This window comes from Roseimaritima sediminicola (assembly GCF_009618275.1).
GTDB lineage: Bacteria > Planctomycetota > Planctomycetia > Pirellulales > Pirellulaceae > Roseimaritima > Roseimaritima sediminicola.
The window spans coordinates 15,547-37,976 of sequence record NZ_WIAD01000024.1 but is presented as its reverse complement, the minus strand read 5'-3'; the positions used below and the strand labels follow the sequence as shown (position 1 = coordinate 37,976).

Below are 22,430 nucleotides of genomic sequence, written 5' to 3'. Positions count from 1 at the left end.
TCGCTGCCAGTCTACCAGATCTGGCAGGAATGAAGCGACGGGGAACTCGCCCCCCCCCCTCGCTTTCCGAAAACAGGTGACCGACCACTTCGAGCTTTAGTATGATAACGCAACCCAACCCGAATGGAATAAAGGAGCGGTTCGGATGAGTCAAACGAGACGATCGGATCTGGCAGACTATGTCGTACGCCAGAGCGTGCCCAGGAAGACGGCACGCGAGCGACAACTGCAAATCTATAACGACTCGTTGAAGCTGAGTCGTGCGATGACCAGCCCCAACTTCACACGCGTCGGCCGAGACGATCTGCAGCGGATGGCTCGCATGTACGACGACCTATTCTTCGACGGCAGGCTGCTGCCGCTGGCGCAAAAGGAAGGGCTGTCCTTCGGCTGGTCGTCACGCATGACCAAGAACGCCGGCAAGACGGTGACCCATTATCCGGCTGGCTACCGCCGAGGCGATCGACGCCGCTTTGAAATCATTCTCTCCTCGTCCTTGCTGTTTCAAACCTTCAGCGACGTGAACCGGCCCGTCGAAGTTACCGGCATCATGTGCCGCAACCGCTTGCAAGCGATGCAGCGGGTCCTGGAACACGAACTGGTGCACCTGGTCGAGATGCTGGTCTGGGACGATAGCTCTTGCAGCAAGACACCGTTTCAACAGATCGCCAACCGCTTCTTCGGACACACCCAACACCAACACGATCTGATCACCCAGCGCGAGCGAGCGGCCCGGAAGTTCAAGATCGGCGTGGGCACCCACGTCCGGTTTGATTTCGAAGGCCAAGCTCTCCAGGGGGTGGTCAACCGGATCACGCGGCGAGCCACCGTGCTGGTGCCCGACCGCCGCGGCGCGATGTTCGACGACGGCCGGCGCTATCGCAAGTACTACGTGCCCCTGGAACACCTCCGCCGGGCGGCTCGCGAAGCCGAAGGAACCTGAGGGATTGCGAATCTCACTCTCCTGGCTCTAACAGAATCTATGTATGGCGTGCGAAGCTCGGGGTGCAGCAGCCACGCCAGTGGCGATCGCGATGTAGCCATGGGCGTCAGCCCATGGTATGGGTGCCCCCTCGGCGGTTAGTCCCGCAGGGACGACAGGAATGCATCTCCTGTCGTCCCTGCGGGACTAGCGCAATCGTGTCGTTTTCGTACCACGGGCTCACGCCCAATGCCATCTACTTTCACCATCGCTTGCGATTGAAGCGTTAGCGGAGCGGCGCAAGCCGCCCGGTGTGTGAAGGTTCGCACCGCAAAACCGGACGGCTCGCGCCGTTCCGCTACAAAGGAAGTGGCATTGGGCTCGCGCCCGTGGCTACATCCTGCCGTCCCTACGGGACTAAAACACCAGCCACGAATGAAAATTCGCGTACATAGATTCCGTTAAGCACGTCGGCATAAATCTTTGGGTGAAACCCCGCGACAACACCCTCCCGCGCAGCGGGAGGGTCGGGCTCTCAGGCCCGGGGAGGGCACTCACGAAAACCCTCTCCGGGCCTGAGAGCCCGACTCTCCCAGAGGGAGAGTAATGCCTAAGTTAATGTTGCGACGTGCTTAGAGTTAGCAAATCTCCAATCTCTCCCTTCACCCTTCACTCTTCCCCCTTCACTTCCCAGCGTTCATCGAAAAAACCTTCGGCTGCAACGTTGCCGGGCAGCAGGGCGTTGCTGCCTTCGGTGATGTCCAGGATCGCCCAGTCGGGAAGCATCGGGATCTGCCGCGAGTTGCTGACGTTGGAGAACTCGCGGAACGTCAGCCCGCTGTTGAGGACGATGTAGCGATCGGGGTTCAACGGATTGGGATAGACCATCACGGCCGCATGATCCGCCGCGTCGAAGCGTTCTCCGGCAATCTGCAGGGAGTCCCGGTCCCAGTGCAGCGGCAAGCGATCGACCAGCCCCGCCAGCACGGCGTTGGCGTGCGGGTCGCCGAACAGGATCAGGTTGCTGTCGGCAATCGTGGCCTCGTCCAGCTCCCGGTCGCTCACCTCGCGAATCTCACCGCGCATGATGCTTCGCCAACGCTGCTTGGCGTACCGGTATTCGTCCTGCACCCACCGCTCGACGCGTCCGTGCCAGCAGGGGCGACTGGGGCGGACGAAGACAAACCGCCCGGTCAAGGCATCGTCGATCGGTCCTTGCAAACCAGGCCGCTTGCGGAGGCTTCGGTCGGGCTCAGACGCGATCGCCCAGCCTTCGTCCAGGCGAATTAAATCGCAGTGATAGGGTTGGCCGGCAACCGCGTCGGGCGCGACCAGAGCTTCGCCATCGATCTCGATGGTGATCGCGTCCGGGGTTGCAGACAGCACGTCGGCCGGCAAGTCGATCGCCAGGTGAGTACACGCATCGGTTTTCAAAACGATCCGGTTCGGTTGGACTCGACCCTGGATCCGCGCCCGGTGCCAATGCCGCTCGATGCCCTCGATCGTCAACCAGTCACACCGCGGGTAGCGCAGCGTGTAGGTCGTAAAGTCGACCTCGGGCACCGCCGGTGCCGGTTCGGCAGCCCACTGTTGCAATTGCTGCTGCATGATTTCCGCCGACGGCTCGTCGATCTTATGCCCCATGTCTTTGCCAATCACATGCGTCCACTGGAGGCCGTGTGCCCGACTGGCTTCGGCCATCGTGTCGGCGGCCAATTTCTGTTTGTCGCGTTCGCCGCTGTAGGCGATCACCCGGGTGTTCTGCAAGTTGCCGGCCCAGGGCGGGCAGTCGTACCAGGCGAGCAGCAGTCGCTGGGCGCCGCTGAGCGTGTAGGCGGGCTGCCGGTTCCAGCCCTGATAGCGGACGGTATCGGCAAATCCGGCACCGGGATTCGCGGCAAACCAGCGACCGGGATCGTGCACCGCGAACTGCCAACACCCCGCTCCGCCCATCGAAAACCCGCGAATGCTGATCGAATCGGGGTCGACCGCGAACCGCTCGGCCACGTGTTCGATCGCTTCGTACACGTCCACTTCGCCGGCGAACTTGAACGCGTTGCAGTGCCGACCAAAAGGATGCAGCACGATTGTCTCGGGCGGCGTGATCGGCGAGGTGGATTGCAAACGTGCATGAATGAATTGCAGTTCGACTTTACTGTCACCGCGGCCGTGCAGCCATACATCCAATCTTCGCGGCTTGCCGTCGCCCGCTTTCCAACCGGCGGGCAGGACCAGACCGTAGGGCTGGACCGAATCATCGATTTGTGAAACGAATCCACCGACCAGCGGCACCGGCTCGTCGGCCGGAGAATCGGGAACTTCCAACAGCGCGATGCCGCGTCGCCCGGCTCGCAGTTTTTCCAGTCGCCGGGCCGCCCGGTCGAGCAGTTTTTCGGCCGCAGCGATATCTCTGTCGTTGTAGAACAAGTTTTGCTCGAGCGCCAGATCCACCGCGCGCACCAACACCTCGACGTCCGCCGTATCACTCGCCGCGAGCCCGGCGTGTTGGTAGGCTTGACGCAGCCCCGCGATCCGCTCGCGCAAACGTTCCGCCTGCTCTGGCGGCGGAGCTTTGCCGGCAGCGGGCAACGCTTTGTAGTCGGCTGTGCGAACGTCCTGACAAAACGCTTTCAGCGGAGTGAGCGCGAAGCACAGCAGCAAAGTGGCCAGAAGCCAGAGCGGCGAACATCGCCGAGGGTCGGTGGGTTGCATATTGATTTGAGATTTGAGAATTGAGATTTGCTGACTCTAACGAATTCAATGTACGGACAAAAAAATGTTTCCTCCCCTCTCCCCCCCAATCCTGGCGAGCCTAAGCGAGCCAGGATTGGGGGGAGAGGGGTCGGGGGTGAGGGGGGAATTGCAGTGTAGGTTCGTCAGTGCCGCGCCTCGATGCGATACGCGGTAGGCAGGTCCGACGCGATGAGTCAGCCATTTGCACCCGAGCCCCCTCACCCCCGGCCCCTCTCCCCCACGGCTTCACTCGCTGACGCTCGCGGCGCCGTGGTGGAGAGGGGAGAAAACGTTTTGTCCGTACAAAATCGCCTGTCGACCGACAGGAAACCTTTCCAGCCACAGACATTGGACGACGCCGCAGTGGAACAGTTTATCTCGCAATTGCAGCAACGGCTAACGCACGATCTGCCCGGCCGGCGGGCGCTGCGCTACCGGTCGCCGCAGCTGTCCTACGGTCGGCACTGTGGCCCGGCCCCTCGGACGGCTCGGCAAGCCGCCGTGGTGGTGATGCTGCTCTGGAGTGACGGCGGCTGGACCGTTCCGCTGACCAAGCGGCCCCTTTCGATCAAGCATCACGGCGGTCAAATCTGCTTGCCCGGCGGCCGGATCGAACCCAACGAGAGCACGATCGAAGCGGCTTTGAGAGAGTTCGAGGAGGAGCTGGGAATCTGTCCGCTCCAACCCGAACTCTGTGGCGAACTGTCGCCGCTGTACGTCTACGCCAGCGACAACCTGGTCCATCCGGTCGTGATGGCTTGCCGGCGACCGGAGTCGCCTTGGGTGCCCGATCGAATCGAAGTGGACGAAGTGGTCGAGGTGCCGCTGGAACACTTGCGCGAGCCCGGGCACTGGCAGGACCGTTTGCTGCAGCGTCCCATCCGCCGCGTCTCGGGTAATCCGGAGATTCCGCCACCGCTGCGATTCGTCGCCTCGGGGCTGCGCTACCAGCAGCACTGGGTCTGGGGCGCGACCGGCATGATCCTGGCCGAACTGGCCGAATGCCTGCCCCCGCAAAGTTGACCGGCGTACGGGGATCGACTAGCCTTTGCAGATGGCCGAAGGGGCACCAAATGCACTTCGCCGCCCCCCTCCTTGGACCTCTTGCCAGCCATTTTAATGAAGACGAAAACCATGCGTACCTGTGCTCTGCTGTGTTTCCTGTTGGCATTGCCCTGGGCGGCCAAGCCTGTTCATGGGGAGGCCCCCGCCGCTACTGAGGACGGATTCGTTTCGATCTTCGATGGCAAAACCCTGGACGGCTGGGACGGAAACCCGGCATTCTGGAGCGTCCAGGACGGAGCGATCACCGGAATCACCACGCCGGACAATCCCACCAAAGGCAATACGTTCCTGATCTGGCGAGGCGGCGAGACCAAGGACTTTGAACTGCGGCTGGAATACAAAATCATCGGCGGCAATTCGGGCATCCAGTATCGCTCGTTCGAAGTGAATCCCGACAAGCAGAAGTGGGTCGTGGGCGGGTACCAGGGCGACTTCGAAGCCGGCAAAACGTACTCGGGCATCCTGTACGGGGAAAAGTTCCGCGGCATTCTGGCCAACCGCGGCCAAAAGACCGAACTGGTCCGCGACGACGGCAAGTTCCAAGTCAAGGTGATCGGTTCGGTCGGCAAATCCGACGAGATCCAGTCGAAAATCAACGACGAGGACTGGAACCAGTACACGATCACCGCCAAAGACTTTCACTTTGTGCACAAGATCAATGGCGTGGTCACGGCCGAATGCATCGACAACGACAAACAACAACGCCGCGACTCGGGGCTGCTGGCGTTGCAGCTGCACGCCGGCCCGCCGATGAAAGTCCAGTTCCGCAATATCCGCATCAAACATCTCGGTGACGACGCGCACAGCGAACCGAACACCAGCCAGTCCGACAAGGCTTCCGCGGCGAAGAAAAAGATCGCCTTCCTGGCCGGACGCCCCAGCCATGGCTACGGGGCTCACGAACACTACGCCGGCTCGATGCTGCTGGCCCAATCGATCAAGTCGGCGATGCCGGGCTATGAGGTGGAAGTGTTCCGCGAAGGTTGGCCCGCCGATGGTGTCGAAGCATTGGCCGACGCCGATAGCGTCGTCGTTTATTGCGACGGCGGTCGTCGTCACCTGCTGAACGATCACCTCAAGGAGTTCGGTCAGTTGATGGACCAGGGCGTGGGCCTGGTCTGCATCCACTACGCCGTAGAAACGGTCAAGGGCGAACCCGGCGACAAGTTCTTGGACTGGATGGGCGGTTACTTTGAACCCCACTGGTCGGTCAATCCGCACTGGGTGGCTCGTTTCGAAAACTTTCCCGATCACCCGATCACCCGCGGCGTCAAACCGTTTGCGATTAACGACGAGTGGTACTACCACATGCGGTTTCGCGATTCCATGCAGGGCGTCACCCCGATCCTTTCGGATGTGCCGCCGGAGGACACGCTGCGACGCCCCGACGGTCCTCACAGCGGTAACCCGGCGGTTCGCAAGGCCGTCGCCCAACGGCAGCCCCAACACGTTGCCTGGGCGGCAACGCGCGAAGACGGTGGCCGTGGATTCGGCTTCACCGGTGGCCACTTCCACTGGAACTGGGGCGACGAGAACTTTCGCAAGGTCGTCTTGAACGCGATCGTCTGGACCGCCCACGGCGAAGTTCCTGAAGGGGGCGTTCGCACGTCCGAACTGACGCAGGAAGAACTGGAAGCCAACCAGGACGAACCCAAACCGGATTCCGCCAAGAAGGGCGCAAAAAAAAAGTAGGTAGGAAGCTGCGGCGGCCACAGGTCACGCGTCCCGAGCAGGCCGCCGCCCGGCCGCTGTTTGCCAGCGAGATCATCAACGAGGACACGCCCGGCCACGCCGTCGAAATCGACGTCCCGCTGGGCGACGCCAAACAGCTGTTCCTGGTCGTCAGCGACGGCGGCGACGGGTTCAGCTATGACTGGGCGGATTGGGCGGAGCCGCGTCTGGTGGGTCCGGCCGGCGAGAAGCCGCTGACCGAACTGGAGTGGAAGTCCGCTTCCACGCAGTGGGGCCAGGTCCGAATCAACAAGAACGCCGGCGGTCACCCGCTGCGAATCGCTGGCAAAGACGTGCCCTACGGGATCGGCACCCACGCCAACAGCCTCATCGCGTTTGACCTGCCCGAGGGCTACCAGCGCTTTCGCGCCCGCGGCGGCATCGATAACGGCGGCTCGGATCAAGCCGGCTCGTCATCGGTGCAGTTTTTCGTCTACGACCAGCAGCCACCAGCCGCCGTCGGTGGCGGTTCGCGCGAGGCTTCCGCGGCACTGGATGGCCTGGAGGTCGGTCCCGAACTGGCCGCGTCGCTGTTTGCCGCCGAACCCCAACTGCTCAGCCCCGCCAATATCGACATCGATCATCGGGGCCGCGTCTGGGTTTGCGAAATCGTCAACTATCGCGGTCACAAAGGACGCCGTCCCGAAGGTGACCGCATCCTGATCCTTTCCGATACCGATGGCGACGGGGCCGTGGACCAGGAGAAAGTGTTCTACCAGGGCCGCGATATCGATTCACCGCACGGCGTGTGCGTGCTGGGCGACAAGGTGTTGGTTTCCGCCGGCGACAAAGTCTTGCTGTTCACCGACTCCGACGGCGACGACCGGCCGGACAGCAAAGAAGTGCTGTTCAGCGGCATCTCGGGAACTCAGCACGACCACGGGATCCACGCCGTCACCTTCGGTCCCGACGGCAAACTGTACTTCAACTTCGGCAACAACGGCCGGCAGATCAAAGACAAACACGGCCGGCCCATCGTCGACATGGCCGGCAACGAGGTCGCGGCGAATCGCCAACCTTATCAGGAAGGCATGGTCTTTCGCTGCAACCTGGACGGCAGCCAGTTCGAAACGTTGGGTTGGAACTTCCGCAACAACTGGATGGTCACCGTCGACTCGTACGGAGCCATCTGGCAATCGGATAACGACGACGACGGCAACAAGGGCGTGCGTATCAATTACGTAATGGAATTCGGTAATTACGGCTACAAGGATGAATTGACCGGAGCCGGCTGGCGAGCCCAGCGCACCGGGATGAGCCCCAACGTTCCCGAACGTCACTGGCACATCAACGACCCCGGCGTCGTTCCCAACCTGCTGCTGACCGGCGCGGGTTCGCCCACCGGGATCACGGTGTACGAAGGCAGCCTGCTGCCGATGTTTCGCGGCCACCTGCTGCACTGCGACGCCGGACCAAACGTCTGTCGCGCGTACCTGTTGGAAGACGATGGTGCGGGATACAAGGCCACGATCCGAAACATTCTGACCGGCACCGAGGATCGCTGGTTCCGCCCCTCGGATGTGAAGGTCGCACCCGACGGATCCTTAATCGTCGCCGATTGGTACGACCCCGGCGTCGGCGGCCACGGCATGGGCGACCTCGAACGCGGTCGTTTGTTCCGCATCATGCCCTACGATGCCGACGGCAAATATCGCGTTCCCGAGTTCGATTTCAGCACCATCGAAGGTTCGATCGAGGCGCTAAAGAATCCGAACTACGCCGTCCGCTACATGGCCTGGACCAGCTTACACGACGAAGGAGAAAAGGCTCTGCCCGCTCTGAAAAAAATGGCGGCTTCAAAGGATCCGATCTATCGCGCTCGCGCCCTGTGGCTGTGGGGCAAGATCGATGGCCAGGGACGGCGAGCCGTTCAGCAAGCGATCGAAGACAAGGCCCCCAACATCCGCATGACGGGCGTCCGGCTGGCTCGCCAGTTGGAACTGGACCTGGACCAGTACGTGACGCCGCTGCTCGAGGATCCTTCGCCACAGGTGCGACGCGAACTGGCCGTGGCGCTGCGTCACCATCCCTCGCCCAAAGTGCCCCAGCTGTGGGCCGCCCTGGCCGTTCAGCACGACGGGGACGACCGCTGGTATCTGGAAGCTCTGGGCATCGCCGCGGAGGGTCGCTGGGACGAATGTTTTGCGGCTTGGAAGAAACGCGTCGGCGACGATTGGAACACGCCGGCCGGCCGTGACATCGTGTGGCGCAGCCGCGCCGAAGCCGCCCTGCCGTTGCTCGTAAAAATCCTGCAGGATCCGGCCACCGATGCCGCGATGACCGACCGTTACATGCGAGCGTTCGACTTCCACCAGGGCGAAGCCAAACAGCAAGCCCTGCGAGCGTTGCTGGGGCTGTAGCCTTCGGCGGCTCGCCGATTTCTTTTCCTGTCCATCACCATCCGCTTACGACAAGAATTCGTCGATGAAAGTGTTATCGAATCTCTTCCTGACGGCCGCCGTAGCCGCGTTGCTTTCGTTCGGCGTTTGCCGCCACGCGTCCGCTCAGGAATCGGCCGCCAACGCGGTATCGGCGAAGGACAAGATGGTGGTCGAGACCGTATTGCGGCTGAAGGATTTTGATATCGAATCCTCGCCGCCCGCCAAGGCCGCCTTGCTGCGTTACCTGCGAGCCAACTCGGGGACCGATCAATACTTCGAATTGGTCCAGCGATTTCGTTTGACGGATCTGACCGACGACCTGGTCGCCCTGGCCCTGGAACACGTCGGTCAGACCGAAGGCGTCCGGGCCGCAGAGACTTTGGCCGAACTGGAATGCTTGGCACCGTTGGAAGAGGCACTGCGCAGCGACGAGGAAGCACGAGCCATTGCGGCGGCGACCGCGCTGGGCTACGTGCCGCACAAACAGACCGTCCAGGCGCTGCGGCCGATCGTCACCGACTCGCAAGCCCCCCTGGCCGTCCGCACGGCCGCCGTCAGTGCGCTCGGCCGGCGCACCGGTGGGCAGCGGTTACTGCTGCGAATGGCTGCCGACGGCCGGTTGGACGACGCCCTTCGTTTTACCGCTGCCAATCGACTGTTCGGTTCGAGCGACGAGGAGATTCGCCAAGCCGCCGACGAATACTTCCAGCGTCCCTCGACCGCGGACAACCAACCGCTGCCGCCACTGGCCGAGCTGGTCAAACGTCGAGGCGACGTGCTTCGAGGCAAAGCCGTGTTCGCGGGCAAAGCCACCTGCAGCAATTGCCACCGCGTGGCCGGGCAGGGCAAGGAAGTGGGCCCGGACCTGACCGAGATCGGCAGCAAACTGTCGCGAGAAGCGATGTATGTCGCGATCCTCGACCCCAGTGCGGCGGTCAGCCACAACTTCGAAACCTACACGCTGCTCACGCTCGACGGCGAAACGGTCACGGGGCTGATGGTCAGCGAGACCGACCAGGCGATCACTCTGAGGACGGCCGAAGGCATCGATCGCACGGTCCCAGCCGAAGACGTCGAACTGCTGAAGAAGCAACCGCAGTCGCTGATGCCGCAAGACCTGCAACAATTGATGACCACCGAGCAACTGGTAGACCTGGTCGAATACCTAATGACCCTCAAAAAATCCTGACACGTTTCTTCGCACCAACGGGGCAACCCTATGTCAGCCCAGGGCAACGCCCTGGGTTTGGAGAGCGGACGACGCCCAAGCCCCAACGGGGCGGCCCTACGCTTTCGCCCGAACAAACACCGCCGACCGGGCTTGGCATCGGCTAGGGCCGCCCCCTTGGGGCTCGGCGCGGAGCGGCGATGATTCCCCCAGGGCGTTGCCCTGGGCTGACCTAGCACCGACCCGTTGGGCCTGCTTAGGGGCGAGCGTCGGCACACCGCGGGAAACTCAGGGGTCGGGACTCTTTTCCGCCGAGACGTCGCTCGGTTTTTTACCGCCGCCGAGTACGAGGACCACTTCGCTGAGTACGAGGACGAGCGCGATGACTGGAAGGGCACACTGGCCGATCCCGGTTGTGGCGGTTAGGTCCTGGCGAAATGGGTGACGGCTTGGTCGTCGACGACGTGCAGGGGGGTGTAGGCGTTGTGCCTCAAGGTCTCGTAGGGGGAATTGCTGCGGGCGTTGAAGCAGGCGATCAGCGACCAACGCGGATCCTCGCTGGTGTTCTGGTCCGAGCGATGCAGGACGTTGGCGTGGAAGAACAACGCGTCTCCGGGTTCCATCTCGACGTATTCCAGCGGCATCCGCTGCAAGACCGCTTCGACCCGCTCGGGATCCGCTCCGGTCTGGCCGCCGACTTTGCCGTGTTCCAAGCGTCCCAAATGATGTGAACCCGGGATGACTTGCAGACACCCGTTGGCGCGAACCGCACAGTCGATGGCGATGTAGCAGCTGATCATGTTCGGAAACAAACAGCCGTAGTTGTACCAGTAGCCGTAATCCTGATGCCATTCCCACGCGCCACCCACGCGCGGCTCTTTCAGCATCAGTTTGTGGTGGTAGTGATACACCTCCTCGCCGAGCAGATAGGCGGCCGTGCCGGCGACGCGGCGACAGCGCACGAGCGTGCTGAACAGGTCGTCGCCCAGCGAATCGCGCACGGCCAACACGGTGCGTCCTCCGGCGGCGTCGTCGCGAGCTGTGGCGGCCTGCTCCATTTCGCGGTCTTCACGAGCGACTCGGTTCAAATGTGCCGCTTCATCGGCATCGAGCAAGGATCGCACCAAAACACAACCTCGCTCGAGGAACGTGTCTCGGTCCGCGGTGGCGGGTTGAAAGTAAGTCTCAGGCATTGTTCGTACAACACGTTGGCAGGGGGAAATTACGACGTGCTTAGCCGCGATGACGACGCGCTTAGCCGCGATGACGACGTGCTTAGCCGCGATGTCAGGCCACTATGGCTGCGTCGCGAGCCCTCTAGAATAACCGGATGTTTCCACTGCGTTGTACCGTTCGAAAATGCCTCCGTCCACTCAGCCAAACCGAGCGAGGGCTGACCTGTCCGGCGGGCCATCATTTTGACCGAGCTCGGCAGGGCTACTGGAGCTTGCTGCAGCCGCAGGACCGCCGCTCGGCCACCCCCGGTGACGCCGAGCAAGCCGTTTTAGCCCGCCACCGCTGGTTGGCCGCGGGACACATGTCGACGCTGGTTGCGGCGCTGCGGCCCTGGTGCCAAGCGTCGCACGCGGCGGCCCAGCAGGACGTCTTTCGCGTGCTGGATCTGGGCTGCGGCGAGGGCACGTTTGGCCGCGAACTGTTTGCCGCCCCAAACGCCGACTCGCAGAAGCCCGCGGAAACGGTGGGGTCCCCGTCGCCGGCCCCCACCCAGTATGCCGGAGTGGACCTATCGAAACGCGCCTTGCGTTTGGCCGCTCGGTCGTGGCCGGCGGCAACCTGGGTGCTGGCTAACGCTGACCGCGTGTTGCCGGTCGAGGACAACACGGTCGGTTTGGTGCTGAGTCTGTTCGGGCGGCGACCGCTGAGCGAGATCGCTCGCGTGTTACACCCCAGTGGGCGCTGCGTGATCGCCGTGCCGGGCGAAGACGACCTGATCGAGATGCGCGAACAGGCGCAGCAACAAGGGCATCGCCGCAACCGCTGGGAAGCGATCATCGCACAAATGAAAGAGGTCGGTCTGGAGTGCCTGGAGCACACTCGGTGGCGAGATCAAGCCACGCTGGACGCGGCCGCCCTGGCCGACGCCGCGGCGATGACGTACCGCGCGGTGCGGCGCTCGCAGCAGGCCCGGCTGGCGGACCTCGAGAGCCTGCAGGTCACCCTGTCTGCGGAGCTGCTGTTGTTCAGTCCTCTTCCGGATGACGGCTGACCCAGACGCTGCACTCGGCGTGCCGGATCACGTACCGCGAGACGCTGCCGAGCAGCAGGCGAGTCAACTGGGAATGCTGGGTTTCGCCGACGACCAACACGTCCACGCCCAGTTCATCGGCCGCATTGACCAGGCCATCGCCGACATGCGGTTTCTCCAGCAGTTGGCCCTGGGTCGAATCGTTGATGCCTTGCAGCTCGCCGAGTGCTTCCTGCAGCGACTCGGCCGCTTCGGCGCGAATCAGCTGGGGGTCCGGAGCCATTTCGTCGTAGAACCCAAGGACGTAACTGGCCACCGACAGCACGAACACCTCGGTGTCCTTGCCGCGACAGATATCGCGGACATCCCGCAGAGCCCCCTTGGATGCGTGCGAACCGTTGTATCCCAGCGCGATCCGCAACGGCCGCGGATTGTCCATCAAGCCCGTCGGGCGCACCACGAAAACGCTGCACGGAGCCCGCGTCGCCACGTAGTCGCTGGTACTGCCCAACAACAACCGGCTGATCGTCGTATGCCCTTTGGCGCCGACGACCACCAGGTCCGCTTCACAACGTTCGGCTTCTTCGACGATTTTGTAGGCCGGATGGCCCTCGCAGATCCGGTGCTCGAGTTCCACATTGGCACCGTCGAACATCCGTTCCACGGTGGCGAATTTTTCTCGGGCCAGTTGATGCTCGCGATCGGCACTGCCGGCCACCCAGTTTGCCGTCGCGTAAGCACGCGTCACCCGCGGCACCTCCAAGACCGTGACGACCGTCAGACGAATCCGTTCGCGATGTGGCAGATGGGCAAACAGCTTGGCGGCTTCTTCGGCGTACTTCGAACCATCGTAGGCCAACAGGATATTCTTCATCGCAACCACCTTTACGCGACCGAGGAGTTCAGGCAGTCGCACCGCAGGGCGGAGCCCGAGGAGTCATGCCTGAAAGGAAACCAATCAATCAAACCGCGGCTGCCGGGCCGGGTGCCCGGATGTCGCGGCTACTGGAGCGTTCGCTGGGCTTTGTTCAACACCGCTTGCTCCTTGGCCGACACGCTGCCGAATCCCAGCGTCCCGCCGGAAGCCTTGGCGACCACGGTCGCCTGACGGATGACTTCGTCGGTCAACGTCTTCTTGGTGCTCTCGGACATGTCCGCGGTCAACGCTTCGGCGTACTCTTCCCACAATTGCCACAGCGAAGGCGAGGGTTCCTGTTGCAACCAGGATTCGACCAAATGAAAGGCCACCGAATCCTTTTTCAGCCCATCCGCACCGGCGGCTTGCAGCACCGCACGACGCTCATCCGGCGTCACCTTGCCATCGGCCCAGGCCACCGACACGGCCGGGACCAAAGCCAAGGCGGCCAACTTCTCGACATTGATGCCCGCGTCGAGCAACTGGTCCAGCAGCTCGTCGTCTTGAAACCCGGTCGCCTCTCGCAGCATCGCTTTGGGTTGTTCTCGCTGGACGGCCAAGCGGATTTTTTCCTGCAGTTCTTCATCCACGCGATGGAAAAACTCATCCTCTAACGCGCGGCCGCGCTTGTGGATTGCATCGGGTTCACTCATGACGGATTCCTCTCAGAACGGCGACTCGAAAACGCGGCTTAGCATCGCGCGGTCAATAACTGACACGCTTTCCGACGAGCCGTGTTGCGATAGCCTCGGTTGGTTAGGTGGTGTGGACAGGAACCGGGGGCTAGCGCCCTGCGGCTGGTTGCTTCGCAACCGGGGGCTAGCGCCCTGCGGCTGGTTGCTTCGCAACCGGGGGCTAGCGCCCTGCGGCTGGTTGCTTCGCAACCGAGCAAACGCTCGAACGGCTCAATTCTGCATTCTACCAAATTGGCGCCGCGCGAAAGCCCCGGGAAAGGTCCGCCGTAGACTTAAGGAATCATTTCTTCGATCAAATCCGCAAAGATCACGCGGAACATCAACCAGGCCATGAACAGCGTCAGGCACAGGTTCAGCGTTTGCCCGCACACGTACAGGATCAGCGGTCGCCCGCCACGGAAATAGGGGGCGAGGGCGCGGAAGTTTGTTTCCAGCCCAATACTGACAAACGCCAAACAGAAGAACCAGCCGCGAAACGTCTTGGTCGATCCTTTGATCATCGCGTCGATCACCTCGGGACCGCCTTGCAGGGTTACGAACAGCACCGAGAAGACGACCGAAGCCAGGACAAAGCCGAGGACGAATTTGGGAAACCGGTACCAGATTTCCATCGCCCCAGGACGCGGTGCCGAAGCATCGCGTTCGACGTAAGTGACCCAGTAGATGGCTACGAAGAACGCGGTCACACCGATCAGGATGTTCTGGATCATTTTGACCGTCGCGGCCACCTCCAACGCGCGGTCGCCCAGCACGGCCCCGGCCACCGCTACGGCGCCGGTCGAATCGATCGTTCCGCCCAACCAGGCACCGCCCAAAATCTCGCTCATCCCCGTGGCTTTGATGATCGCCGGCAACACGATCATCATGACCACGGTAAAGGACAACGACATCCCGATGGCCAGCGACAGTTCTTCCTTCTTGGCTTTGCACGCGGCGGCCGTGGCGATGGCTGCCGAGACGCCGCACACCGACATGTCGGCCGAGATCACCATGTTCAGCGATCGCGAGGGGATGCGGAGGACTTTCTGACCAAAGATATACGTGCAGACCAGCACGATCGGGGTCACGACCCAAGCCACAAAAATCCCCGGCACCCCCAGCGCCAACAGGCGGCTCATCAGCACTTCGGCGCCCAACAGCACCAGCCCGGTCTTGATAAAAAACTCCGTCAGCGCGGCGTTCTTGAGAAAATCCGGCGTGCCCACGGTGTTGCTGATGATCAATCCCACCAACAGCGCCCAAAGTGCGTACTCCAGGTTGTACGCCTTGACCTGCACATGGGCCGCCATCACATAGGCCAGCGTGGCCAACAGAAAAACGATCGGGAACCCTTTTAAGAATCCGATCGCCGACCGGCCCCGTACGGCCATGGCCACGGTAAACAATACGGCGATCACGACGAACACGCCCAGCACGCCCAGCCAGGTGTGGGTGGCCGCCGCACCGGTACCCGCTTCGGCGGCAACGTAGAACGCGTCCAGCGGATTGTCCTGCCAGGAGCCCGGTTTGGCCAACCACCCCTTCAGCGGACTGGTGACCTGGACCGTTTCGCCCTGCTCGACGCGCTGGCCCAGATCGGCGGGGCGCGAAAACCATACGGCCGCAAAACAGACCACCAACAACAATCCCGCACACCAGATGGCCCACCAGTCCTCCGTCGTCCGCATCTCGCGCCATGTACTCGCCGGCCCGGGCGGCTGAATCGGTTCGTCCACGGCGGGTTCACTGGGCGACATGTTCGGGTTCCTTTCGAGGCAAAGACAAACGCATCAAGCGGTTCAGCGGACAAAACTCCGTCAAAACACCCGGCGGGGCAAAATGCCCCAGGGAGCACAAGCGCCGGGACGTAACGCCCCGGTTTCAAGCGGCAGGAGCCGTTACCGCCGAAGATAAAAATCTTTCCGGCGATCGGCTTTTGGGCGGGAGGAAAGGCGGGTTCTCTATAAAGTTTACCAAAGCCGATGGGGCTTCCACCAGACCGGCAGGCCGGTTGCCATGGCCGGTTCCTGGCACAATGACTGCCTAGCCTTTGGCGGAGCCCCGCGTTTGTACCTGAGAACCCTTCCCGGCGGTTGCAAACGGGCCGCCCCGCCGATTCTTCCACCGTCCATGACGTTTTGAGTTTGAGAGCGAATATGTCACCGGATGAAACCAACGTCCAGGATCAGGTCGCCCGCCTGACAGCCGAGATCCAGCAGCACAGCGAACCGTTCCGGCAGATCGTCCAGCAGGTCAACCAGGTGCTGGTCGGCCAGCAGAAACTGGTGCACCGCATGTTGCTGGGACTGTTGGCCAACGGGCATCTGTTGATCGAAGGCGTCCCGGGCCTGGCCAAAACGACGGCCGTCTCCAGCCTCGCGCAAGCCATTCGCACCGATTTCCAGCGGTTGCAGTTCACCCCCGACCTGTTGCCGGCCGACCTGATCGGAACGCTGGTCTACCGGCCCCAAGACCAAAGCTTCGTGGTCCAGAAAGGCCCGATCTTTTCCAACTTGATCCTCGCCGACGAAATCAACCGGGCGCCGGCCAAAGTGCAAAGCGCCCTGCTGGAAGCGATGCAGGAACGACAGGTGACGATCGGTTCGGAAACCTTCGCCCTCGAGCAACCCTTTCTGGTGATGGCCACGCAGAACCCGATCGAACAAGAGGGCACGTACCAGTTGCCCGAAGCCCAGACCGACCGCTTCATGCTGAAGGTCATCGTCGGCTATCCCAGCCGCGACGAGGAACTGCAGATCCTGCAGCGGATGAGCAAGACGTCGGCGGTGTTCGACATCCAACCGGTGACGTCGCCCGAAGAAATCCTCGCCGCCCGGCGGCTGGTCGATCAGGTACACGTCGACGAAAAAGTCCAGCACTACATCGTCGACATTGTCATGGCCACCCGCACGCCGGAAGCCTACGGATTGCCGCTGGGCGAATTGATTCAGTTCGGCGGTTCACCGCGAGCCACGATCAACCTGACGCTGGCCGCCAAAGCCAGCGCGTTTCTGGACGGGCGCGGCTACGTCACCCCGCAAGACGTCCGCGAGATCGCGCTGGACGTGCTCCGGCACCGCGTGATGGTGACCTACGAAGCGGAAGCCGAAGACCGCGACAGCGAGTCGGTGGTGCGTGAGATCCTGCAGAACATCTACATGCCCTGAACGACACAGAGGAACGGTTCATGATCCCTCGCGAGATGCTTCGCAAGATTCGTCGGATTCAGATCCGCACCTCGCACAAGGTCGACGAGTTGCTGGCCGGCAACTGGCACTCGGCGTTCAAGGGTCGGGGCATCGAATTCGAAGAGGTGCGTCCCTATCAAGTGGGCGACGATGTGCGAGCGATCGACTGGAACGTGACGGCTCGCAGCGACCAGCCGTTCGTGAAACTGTTCCGCGAGGAACGCGAGCTGTCGGTCCATCTGTTGGTCGACCTGAGCGGCTCGCAGCAACTGGGCACGACGACGCAAACCAAACGCGACCTGGTCGCGGAGCTCGGCGCGATCCTGGCGATGTCGGCGATCAAGAACAACGACAAAGTCGGCTTGACGCTGTTTACCGACCGTGTGGAAAAACACCTGCCGGCGGGCAAGGGCTCCCGCCACGTCCTGCGTTTGATTCGTGAATTGTTGTACTGCCAACCGATCGGCAGCGGAACGGATCTGACGCATGCCCTGGACGCGTTTCAGCGTACCGCGGGCCGCCGCAGCGTGGCGTTTCTGATCAGCGACTTTCAGGACGCCGGGTACGACAAATCGCTGCGCGTCGCCGCCCGCAAACACGACATCATCCCCGTCGTGATTACCGACCCCCGCGAATACGAAATGCCCAACGTCGGCTTGATCCGCTTGGAAGATGCCGAAACGGGCGAGCGGATCACGGTCGATCTGGCCAGCCGGGCGAACCGCCGGCGGTTTGCCGAATTGGTCGCACAGCAATCCCAGCGACGCGATCACCTGTTCCGCAGTCTGCGCTTGATGCCCCTTCGTTTGGAAACCGGCCAAGACCTCGTGGATCCGCTGCGACGCTACTTCCACACTCGGGAGACGCGACGTTGAATACCCCGCGACCCGCCGATCGACAATGCCACCGGTTCAGTGCTCCCCTGTCGGGCGGGCGCCTGCCGGTCTGGCTCTGTCTGGCAAGCCTGCTGCCGCTCTGGCTGGCCTCGTCGCCGGCGGCGAGCGCCGAGGTGGACCTGCAGGTCACCGACCAACCGATCCAGGTGGCTCAGCCGATCTGGCTGGAGTTGACCGTAACGGCGGCGGCGGGCGCCAAAATCAACTTCCCCGAACCCGGCGAAGCTCTGGGCGATTTCGAAGTGCTGCAAGTACGCGACATCGACGACATCCCGTTGGCCGAAGACCCCCAACGCCGCCGCTGGACCCGTCGCTTTCAGATCGAAAGCTTGTTGGCCGGACCGCGGCGAGTGCCGCCGCTGGAGGTCACGGTTGTCGCGACCGGCGGCGGTGATAAGACGACCCTGCGCACCGACCCGGTGACCATCACGGTGACCAGCGTGCTGGAGGAACGCACCGACCCGACGCAGTTCCGTGACATCGACACCGTAGTGGATCCGCCGCCGACACCGCCGGAGGCGAATTTGCGCTGGCTGTGGTGGGCCGGCGGTCTGGCCGCCGGTGTCGCCGTCATGGCCGCCGCCGCGGTGGTGTGGATGCGGCGAACGCGCCGGCGCTGGCCGACCGAGTGGGCCGTCGAGCAATTGTCCGAACTGGAATCCGCCACCGAACGGGCCGAATGGGAACCCGACGCGGCTCTGGCGCGAATGTCCGAGATCCTGGAGACGCTGGCCCAGCGGCGGGCGGTGCAGGATGATGCCAGCGACACTTCGGACGCAACGCAACCAGCTACCGGGCCGGCTAAAACGACCGAGGTGACCAGCTTTGCGGAGTGGATCCAACACGCGGCGTCGGCAGGACAAGTGGACGCCGCCCGCACCGAACGCGTTCGCGAGGCGCTCCGCACCAGCGACCAGGCCCGGTTTGCGGGACGAAACCTGTCCCGCGAGCAGACCGCGGCGATCCTGCGGTCGGTGCGCGAGTGGATCGTCGCACAGAGGGAGGCGACCTGATGTTTCATTCGCCTTGGTACCTGTTGTTATTGTTGCTGTTGCCCTGGGTGGCATGGCGATTGTTCGCGACTCGCCGGCGGCCGGCCGTTCGGTTCAGCGGTATCGATATCGCTGGCCAGTTGCGCCGGACGCTGCGGCAGCGAATGCTGTGGCTGCCGCCGGTGCTGACCATCGTGGCGATCGCCCTGATCATCATCGCTCTCGCGCGACCTCGCCTGGGCCAGGAGCGAACGATCGCTGAGAACGAAGGGATCGCGATCCAATTGATCGTGGACCGCAGCGGCAGCATGCGAGCGATGGATTTCCAAATCGATGGCGAATCGGTGGATCGATTGGCCGCAGTGAAAAACGTCGCCGGCGCGTTCGTGACCGGCGAACAAGAAGATGCGTCGGAGGAAGCGCTACAGGGTCGGTTCAGCGATCTGGTGGGCCTGATCACCTTTGCTGGCTTCGCCGATGGACAGACGCCACCGACGCTGGACCACGGTTTCGTCGTCTCGCGACTGAACGCGACCACCATCGCCCCGCGGGGAAACGAAGACGGCACGGCGATCGGTGATGCGATCGCGCTGGCGGTGGAGAAACTGACCGCCCTCGATGAACGACAAAGTGAGAAGATCAAAAGCAAGGTCATCATCCTGCTGACCGACGGCGAAAACAATGCCGGCGACATCGAACCCCAGCAAGCGGCCGAACTGGCCAAGACGCTGGGCATTAAAATTTACACCATTGGCGTCGGCACCAAGGGACGAGCTCCGATTCCCGTGGTCGACCTGTTCGGCCGCGAACGGCTACGCTGGATGGAGGTGAATATCGACGAGGAAACCTTGCAGAGGGTGGCCGAAACCACGGGCGGCAAGTACTTTCGCGCCACCGACACCGATTCGCTGAAGCAGATCTATGCCGCGATCGACGCACTGGAAAAAACCAAAGTCGAAACCCACCACTTCGTCGACTACCGCGAATTGGCCGTCCAGCCGACGAAACTGCCCGCGGGCGCCCTGCCGCCGCTGGATGCCCTGCCGCCCCTGCTGGGGCTGGCCCTGGTGCTGCTGCTCGTGCGTTGGCTGCTGGAACACACGTGGCTGCGAGAATTGACATGATGGACGTGCAATACGGCAATCCGAATCAGCTGGTCTGGCTGGCGGCTGTGGCTGCGGGCCTGATCCTGGCGATCTGGTCCTGGCTGGCGCGCCGCCGGGCGGCCCGACGTTTCGCCCAGGATGCGATGCGCACGCGGCTGTTCCCGGCCCGCCGCGGAATCCGCTACGCCGCCCGCACGCTGTTGTTGGCTGGATCGCTGGCACTGTTGGTGGTCGCCCTGACCGATATCCGCTGGGGCAAAACCTGGCGCGAGGTCCCGCAGCGCGGCATCGAAATCATGTTCGTGCTGGATGTCTCGCGGAGCATGCTGGCCCAGGATGTGGCCCCCAGTCGGCTGGACCGAGCCAAGCAACAGATCATGGACATCGTCGACGAATTGGCCGGTGACCGCATCGGGTTGGTGACCTTTGCCGGCGCAACCCGGCAATCGGTTCCGCTGACCAGCCACTACCACGACTTCAAACAAACCCTCGATGCCGCCGGGCCGCACTCCGTCCGCCGCGGCGGTTCACGCCTGGGCGACGCGCTCGAAGCGGCGGCTGATGGTTTTCTGGACAAAACGCATCAACATCGCGTGATCGTCGTGTTCACCGACGGTGAAGACCAGGAGAGCCAACCGGTCGAGGTGGCCACGCGTTTGCATCAGGAACAGGGGATCCGTGTGTTTACCGTCGGACTGGGCGACCCGGAAACCGGGGCGAGGATCCCCGACCAGGACACGGCCCGCGGGGGCCCGCCCAGCCGCTACGTGACCTATAACGGCGAACAGGTCTGGTCCAAGATGGATGGCCGGGTGTTGCAGGCGGTTGCCGAAGCCACCGCCGGCGCCTACATCCCCGCGGGCACGCGACGAGTCGACATGGCGGGCGTCTACCGCCGCTACATCGCCAACGTTCCGCAGACCGAATTCGAAACGGCGCGAATCAATGCCTACGTGGCTCGTTACCAATGGTTCGCGGCACCGGCACTGTTGTTGCTGTTGATCGAAGTCTGGTTATCCACGGCGGCGGGCCGGCGCCCCGCCGAAGGCTCCGACGCCACTTCGGCTTTGTCCGCTCGTTCGATGTGGCAGAGCCTTCCAGCCTGTGTTCTTGCGCTCTCCACTTGGGAAACCTTTGCACGCTTCGCGTCCAAGATGCTCACCATATCCTGCCTCCTGGCTGTGACTGTCTCGACCGCCGCCGCCGCCGCGCAGAGCTCCCCGCCGGCACAGCAACCAGACGGTGCGGCCGCGATGCGAGAGGCCAACGACCTGGTCCGCAACGGTCAGTACGAAGCCGCTGTCGAACGCTATCGGCAAATGGACGTTGCCGACCAGCATCGTGCCCAATTCCATTACAACCTGGGCGTCGCCCTGTATCGCAGTGGCCACATCGCCGAAGCCCAAGAACATTTCCGGCAGGCGGCCGCCAGCGGCGATGGCCAGCTGGCTGCTCGCAGCCGATACAACCTGGGCAACAGTTTCTATGCCCAGGCCGTCTCGATGGTCGAGCAAGATCGCCAGCAGACGCTCGCCGCTCTTGAGCATGCCATCGAGCACTACCGGGCGACGCTGCGGATCGCACCCGGACACACGGCGGCCCGCGCGAACCTCGAACTGGCCGCGCGGTGGTGTCAAGAATTGCGAGACCAACCCAACGAACCGCAGCCGCGAGACTCCTCCCCCGACAGCCAGGCGTCTGAAGAGCAGGACGAACCACAGGAGCAACCGGAGGATCCGCAGGAGCAACCGGAGGATTCGCAGGGGGAAGACCAATCAGACCCGTCGGCTGAATCGAACGACTCCAGGGAGCAAGACCGGTCGAGTGAGTCGGGCCCGCAGGACGCGTCCGAGGACGAGCCCGATCAGGGGCAAGACTCGCCCCCTAACGAGAACACTCCATCACCGGATGACGAAAAACCGTCACCAGATGACAGCAATCAATCACCAGATGACAGCAATCAATCACCAAATGACAGTAATTCGTCAACCGGTGACGAGAACCCGTCAGCGGACGATGAAACGGCTGGCGGCACGGATGGCCCTCCGAACGACCCCGAGGCGGACCAAAATCCCTCGTCTCAAGATCCGATGCAATCGCTCGACCAGCACGGACAGCAACCAGAGAATGCACCGGAGCCGGCGGCGGACACCGGGGACGAGCAGGGGGACGCCGCCGATCCCCGCGGCCAATTGGCGGCGGCCGGAGATGGCGACGGCCAGGAAACGGAGTCCGGCGGCGGTGCCGTCAACATGGGGCAGGGGACCGAGATGATGAGCCGCGAGGAGGCGATGAAGCTGCTGCAAGCGGTACGCGACCGCGAGATGCTGCGCCGCGTACGCAAAGAAATGGCCGAGCGTCGTCGCCACCGCCCCGTCGAACGCGACTGGTAAACCGCTGTGGCATAGGGTTCCAGCCTGTGATGACTCTCACAGGCTGGAAGCCTATGCCA

Annotated in this window: 16 protein-coding genes and 1 pseudogene; 12 read left to right on the top strand and 5 right to left on the bottom strand. The window is 62.9% G+C overall.

Annotation, left to right across the window (positions count from 1 at the left end; genetic code table 11):
- The first annotated feature begins 145 nt into the window (after nt 1–145).
- Complete coding sequence (locus tag GE027_RS12890; RefSeq protein ID WP_153557612.1) at nt 146–943, top strand: SprT family zinc-dependent metalloprotease; 798 nt, start codon at nt 146–148, stop codon at nt 941–943.
- A 648-nt stretch (nt 944–1,591) separates the two neighbouring features.
- Here the strand turns inward: GE027_RS12890 and GE027_RS12885 are convergent.
- Entirely contained in the window at nt 1,592–3,634 is a 2,043-nt protein-coding gene (locus GE027_RS12885) for a prolyl oligopeptidase family serine peptidase (RefSeq protein WP_153557611.1), read from the bottom strand.
- Nucleotides 3,635–3,949: 315 nt separating this feature from the next.
- Here GE027_RS12885 and GE027_RS12880 point away from each other — a divergent pair, with 315 nt between their 5' ends.
- From GE027_RS12880 to GE027_RS12865, 5 genes and pseudogenes are all read left to right on the top strand, one after another.
- Entirely contained in the window at nt 3,950–4,678 is a 729-nt protein-coding gene (locus GE027_RS12880; protein ID WP_162006713.1) for an NUDIX hydrolase, read from the top strand.
- Nucleotides 4,679–4,789: 111 nt separating this feature from the next.
- Nucleotides 4,790–6,412, top strand: coding sequence for a DUF1080 domain-containing protein (locus tag GE027_RS23415; protein WP_153557609.1), 1,623 nt, complete (start codon nt 4,790–4,792; stop codon nt 6,410–6,412).
- 8 nt (nt 6,413–6,420) lie between these two features.
- Nucleotides 6,421–6,561 (top strand): annotated as a pseudogene (locus GE027_RS23655) (hypothetical protein); the annotation flags it as partial.
- A gap of 60 nt (nt 6,562–6,621) precedes the next feature.
- Nucleotides 6,622–8,811 (top strand): PVC-type heme-binding CxxCH protein, encoded by a 2,190-nt coding sequence (locus GE027_RS12870; protein WP_162006712.1) that lies wholly within the window; start codon nt 6,622–6,624, stop codon nt 8,809–8,811.
- Nucleotides 8,812–8,875: 64 nt separating this feature from the next.
- Nucleotides 8,876–10,021 (top strand): c-type cytochrome, encoded by a 1,146-nt coding sequence (locus GE027_RS12865; RefSeq protein ID WP_153557607.1) that lies wholly within the window; start codon nt 8,876–8,878, stop codon nt 10,019–10,021.
- A 401-nt stretch (nt 10,022–10,422) separates the two neighbouring features.
- Here GE027_RS12865 and GE027_RS12860 read toward each other — a convergent pair whose 3' ends face one another.
- Nucleotides 10,423–11,193 (bottom strand): phytanoyl-CoA dioxygenase family protein, encoded by a 771-nt coding sequence (locus GE027_RS12860; protein WP_153557606.1) that lies wholly within the window; start codon nt 11,191–11,193, stop codon nt 10,423–10,425.
- Between the two features lie 137 nt (nt 11,194–11,330).
- Here GE027_RS12860 and GE027_RS12855 point away from each other — a divergent pair, with 137 nt between their 5' ends.
- Nucleotides 11,331–12,227 (top strand): putative RNA methyltransferase, encoded by an 897-nt coding sequence (locus tag GE027_RS12855; protein WP_153557605.1) that lies wholly within the window; start codon nt 11,331–11,333, stop codon nt 12,225–12,227.
- Here the strand turns inward: GE027_RS12855 and GE027_RS12850 are convergent.
- The 3 genes from GE027_RS12850 to GE027_RS12840 all read right to left on the bottom strand — a co-directional run bounded on the left by GE027_RS12850 (nt 12,202) and on the right by GE027_RS12840 (nt 15,553).
- The gene (locus GE027_RS12850) at nt 12,202–13,080 is read right to left on the bottom strand and encodes a universal stress protein (RefSeq protein WP_153557604.1); all 879 of its coding nucleotides are present in this window, start codon (nt 13,078–13,080) and stop codon (nt 12,202–12,204) included. The genes GE027_RS12855 and GE027_RS12850 overlap by 26 nt on opposite strands.
- Before the next feature lie 128 nt (nt 13,081–13,208).
- A complete protein-coding gene (locus tag GE027_RS12845; RefSeq protein ID WP_153557603.1) occupies nt 13,209–13,775 on the bottom strand; it encodes a hypothetical protein in 567 nt (188 codons plus the stop codon).
- Between the two features lie 314 nt (nt 13,776–14,089).
- Nucleotides 14,090–15,553, bottom strand: a complete 1,464-nt coding sequence (locus GE027_RS12840; protein WP_237607503.1) for a YeiH family protein — start codon at nt 15,551–15,553, stop codon at nt 14,090–14,092.
- 399 nt (nt 15,554–15,952) lie between these two features.
- Between GE027_RS12840 and GE027_RS12835 the strand changes: the two genes are divergently transcribed.
- Genes GE027_RS12835 through GE027_RS12815 form a run of 5 tightly spaced genes read left to right on the top strand, consistent with a single transcriptional unit; the run spans nt 15,953 to nt 22,371 of the window.
- The gene (locus tag GE027_RS12835; protein WP_153557602.1) at nt 15,953–16,963 is read left to right on the top strand and encodes an AAA family ATPase; all 1,011 of its coding nucleotides are present in this window, start codon (nt 15,953–15,955) and stop codon (nt 16,961–16,963) included.
- 20 nt (nt 16,964–16,983) lie between these two features.
- On the top strand, nt 16,984–17,859 hold the full coding sequence (locus GE027_RS12830) for a DUF58 domain-containing protein (RefSeq protein ID WP_153557601.1): 876 nt from the start codon (nt 16,984–16,986) through the stop codon (nt 17,857–17,859).
- Nucleotides 17,856–18,893 carry a hypothetical protein gene (locus GE027_RS12825; protein WP_153557600.1) on the top strand — a complete coding sequence of 346 codons (1,038 nt, stop codon included), beginning with the start codon at nt 17,856–17,858 and terminating at the stop codon, nt 18,891–18,893. The genes GE027_RS12830 and GE027_RS12825 overlap by 4 nt, the downstream gene beginning before the upstream one ends.
- Nucleotides 18,893–19,996, top strand: coding sequence for a VWA domain-containing protein (locus GE027_RS12820; protein ID WP_153557599.1), 1,104 nt, complete (start codon nt 18,893–18,895; stop codon nt 19,994–19,996). Before GE027_RS12825 ends, GE027_RS12820 begins: the two co-directional genes overlap by 1 nt.
- On the top strand, nt 19,975–22,371 hold the full coding sequence (locus GE027_RS12815) for a VWA domain-containing protein (RefSeq protein WP_162006711.1): 2,397 nt from the start codon (nt 19,975–19,977) through the stop codon (nt 22,369–22,371). Before GE027_RS12820 ends, GE027_RS12815 begins: the two co-directional genes overlap by 22 nt.
- Nucleotides 22,372–22,430: the final 59 nt, after the last annotated feature.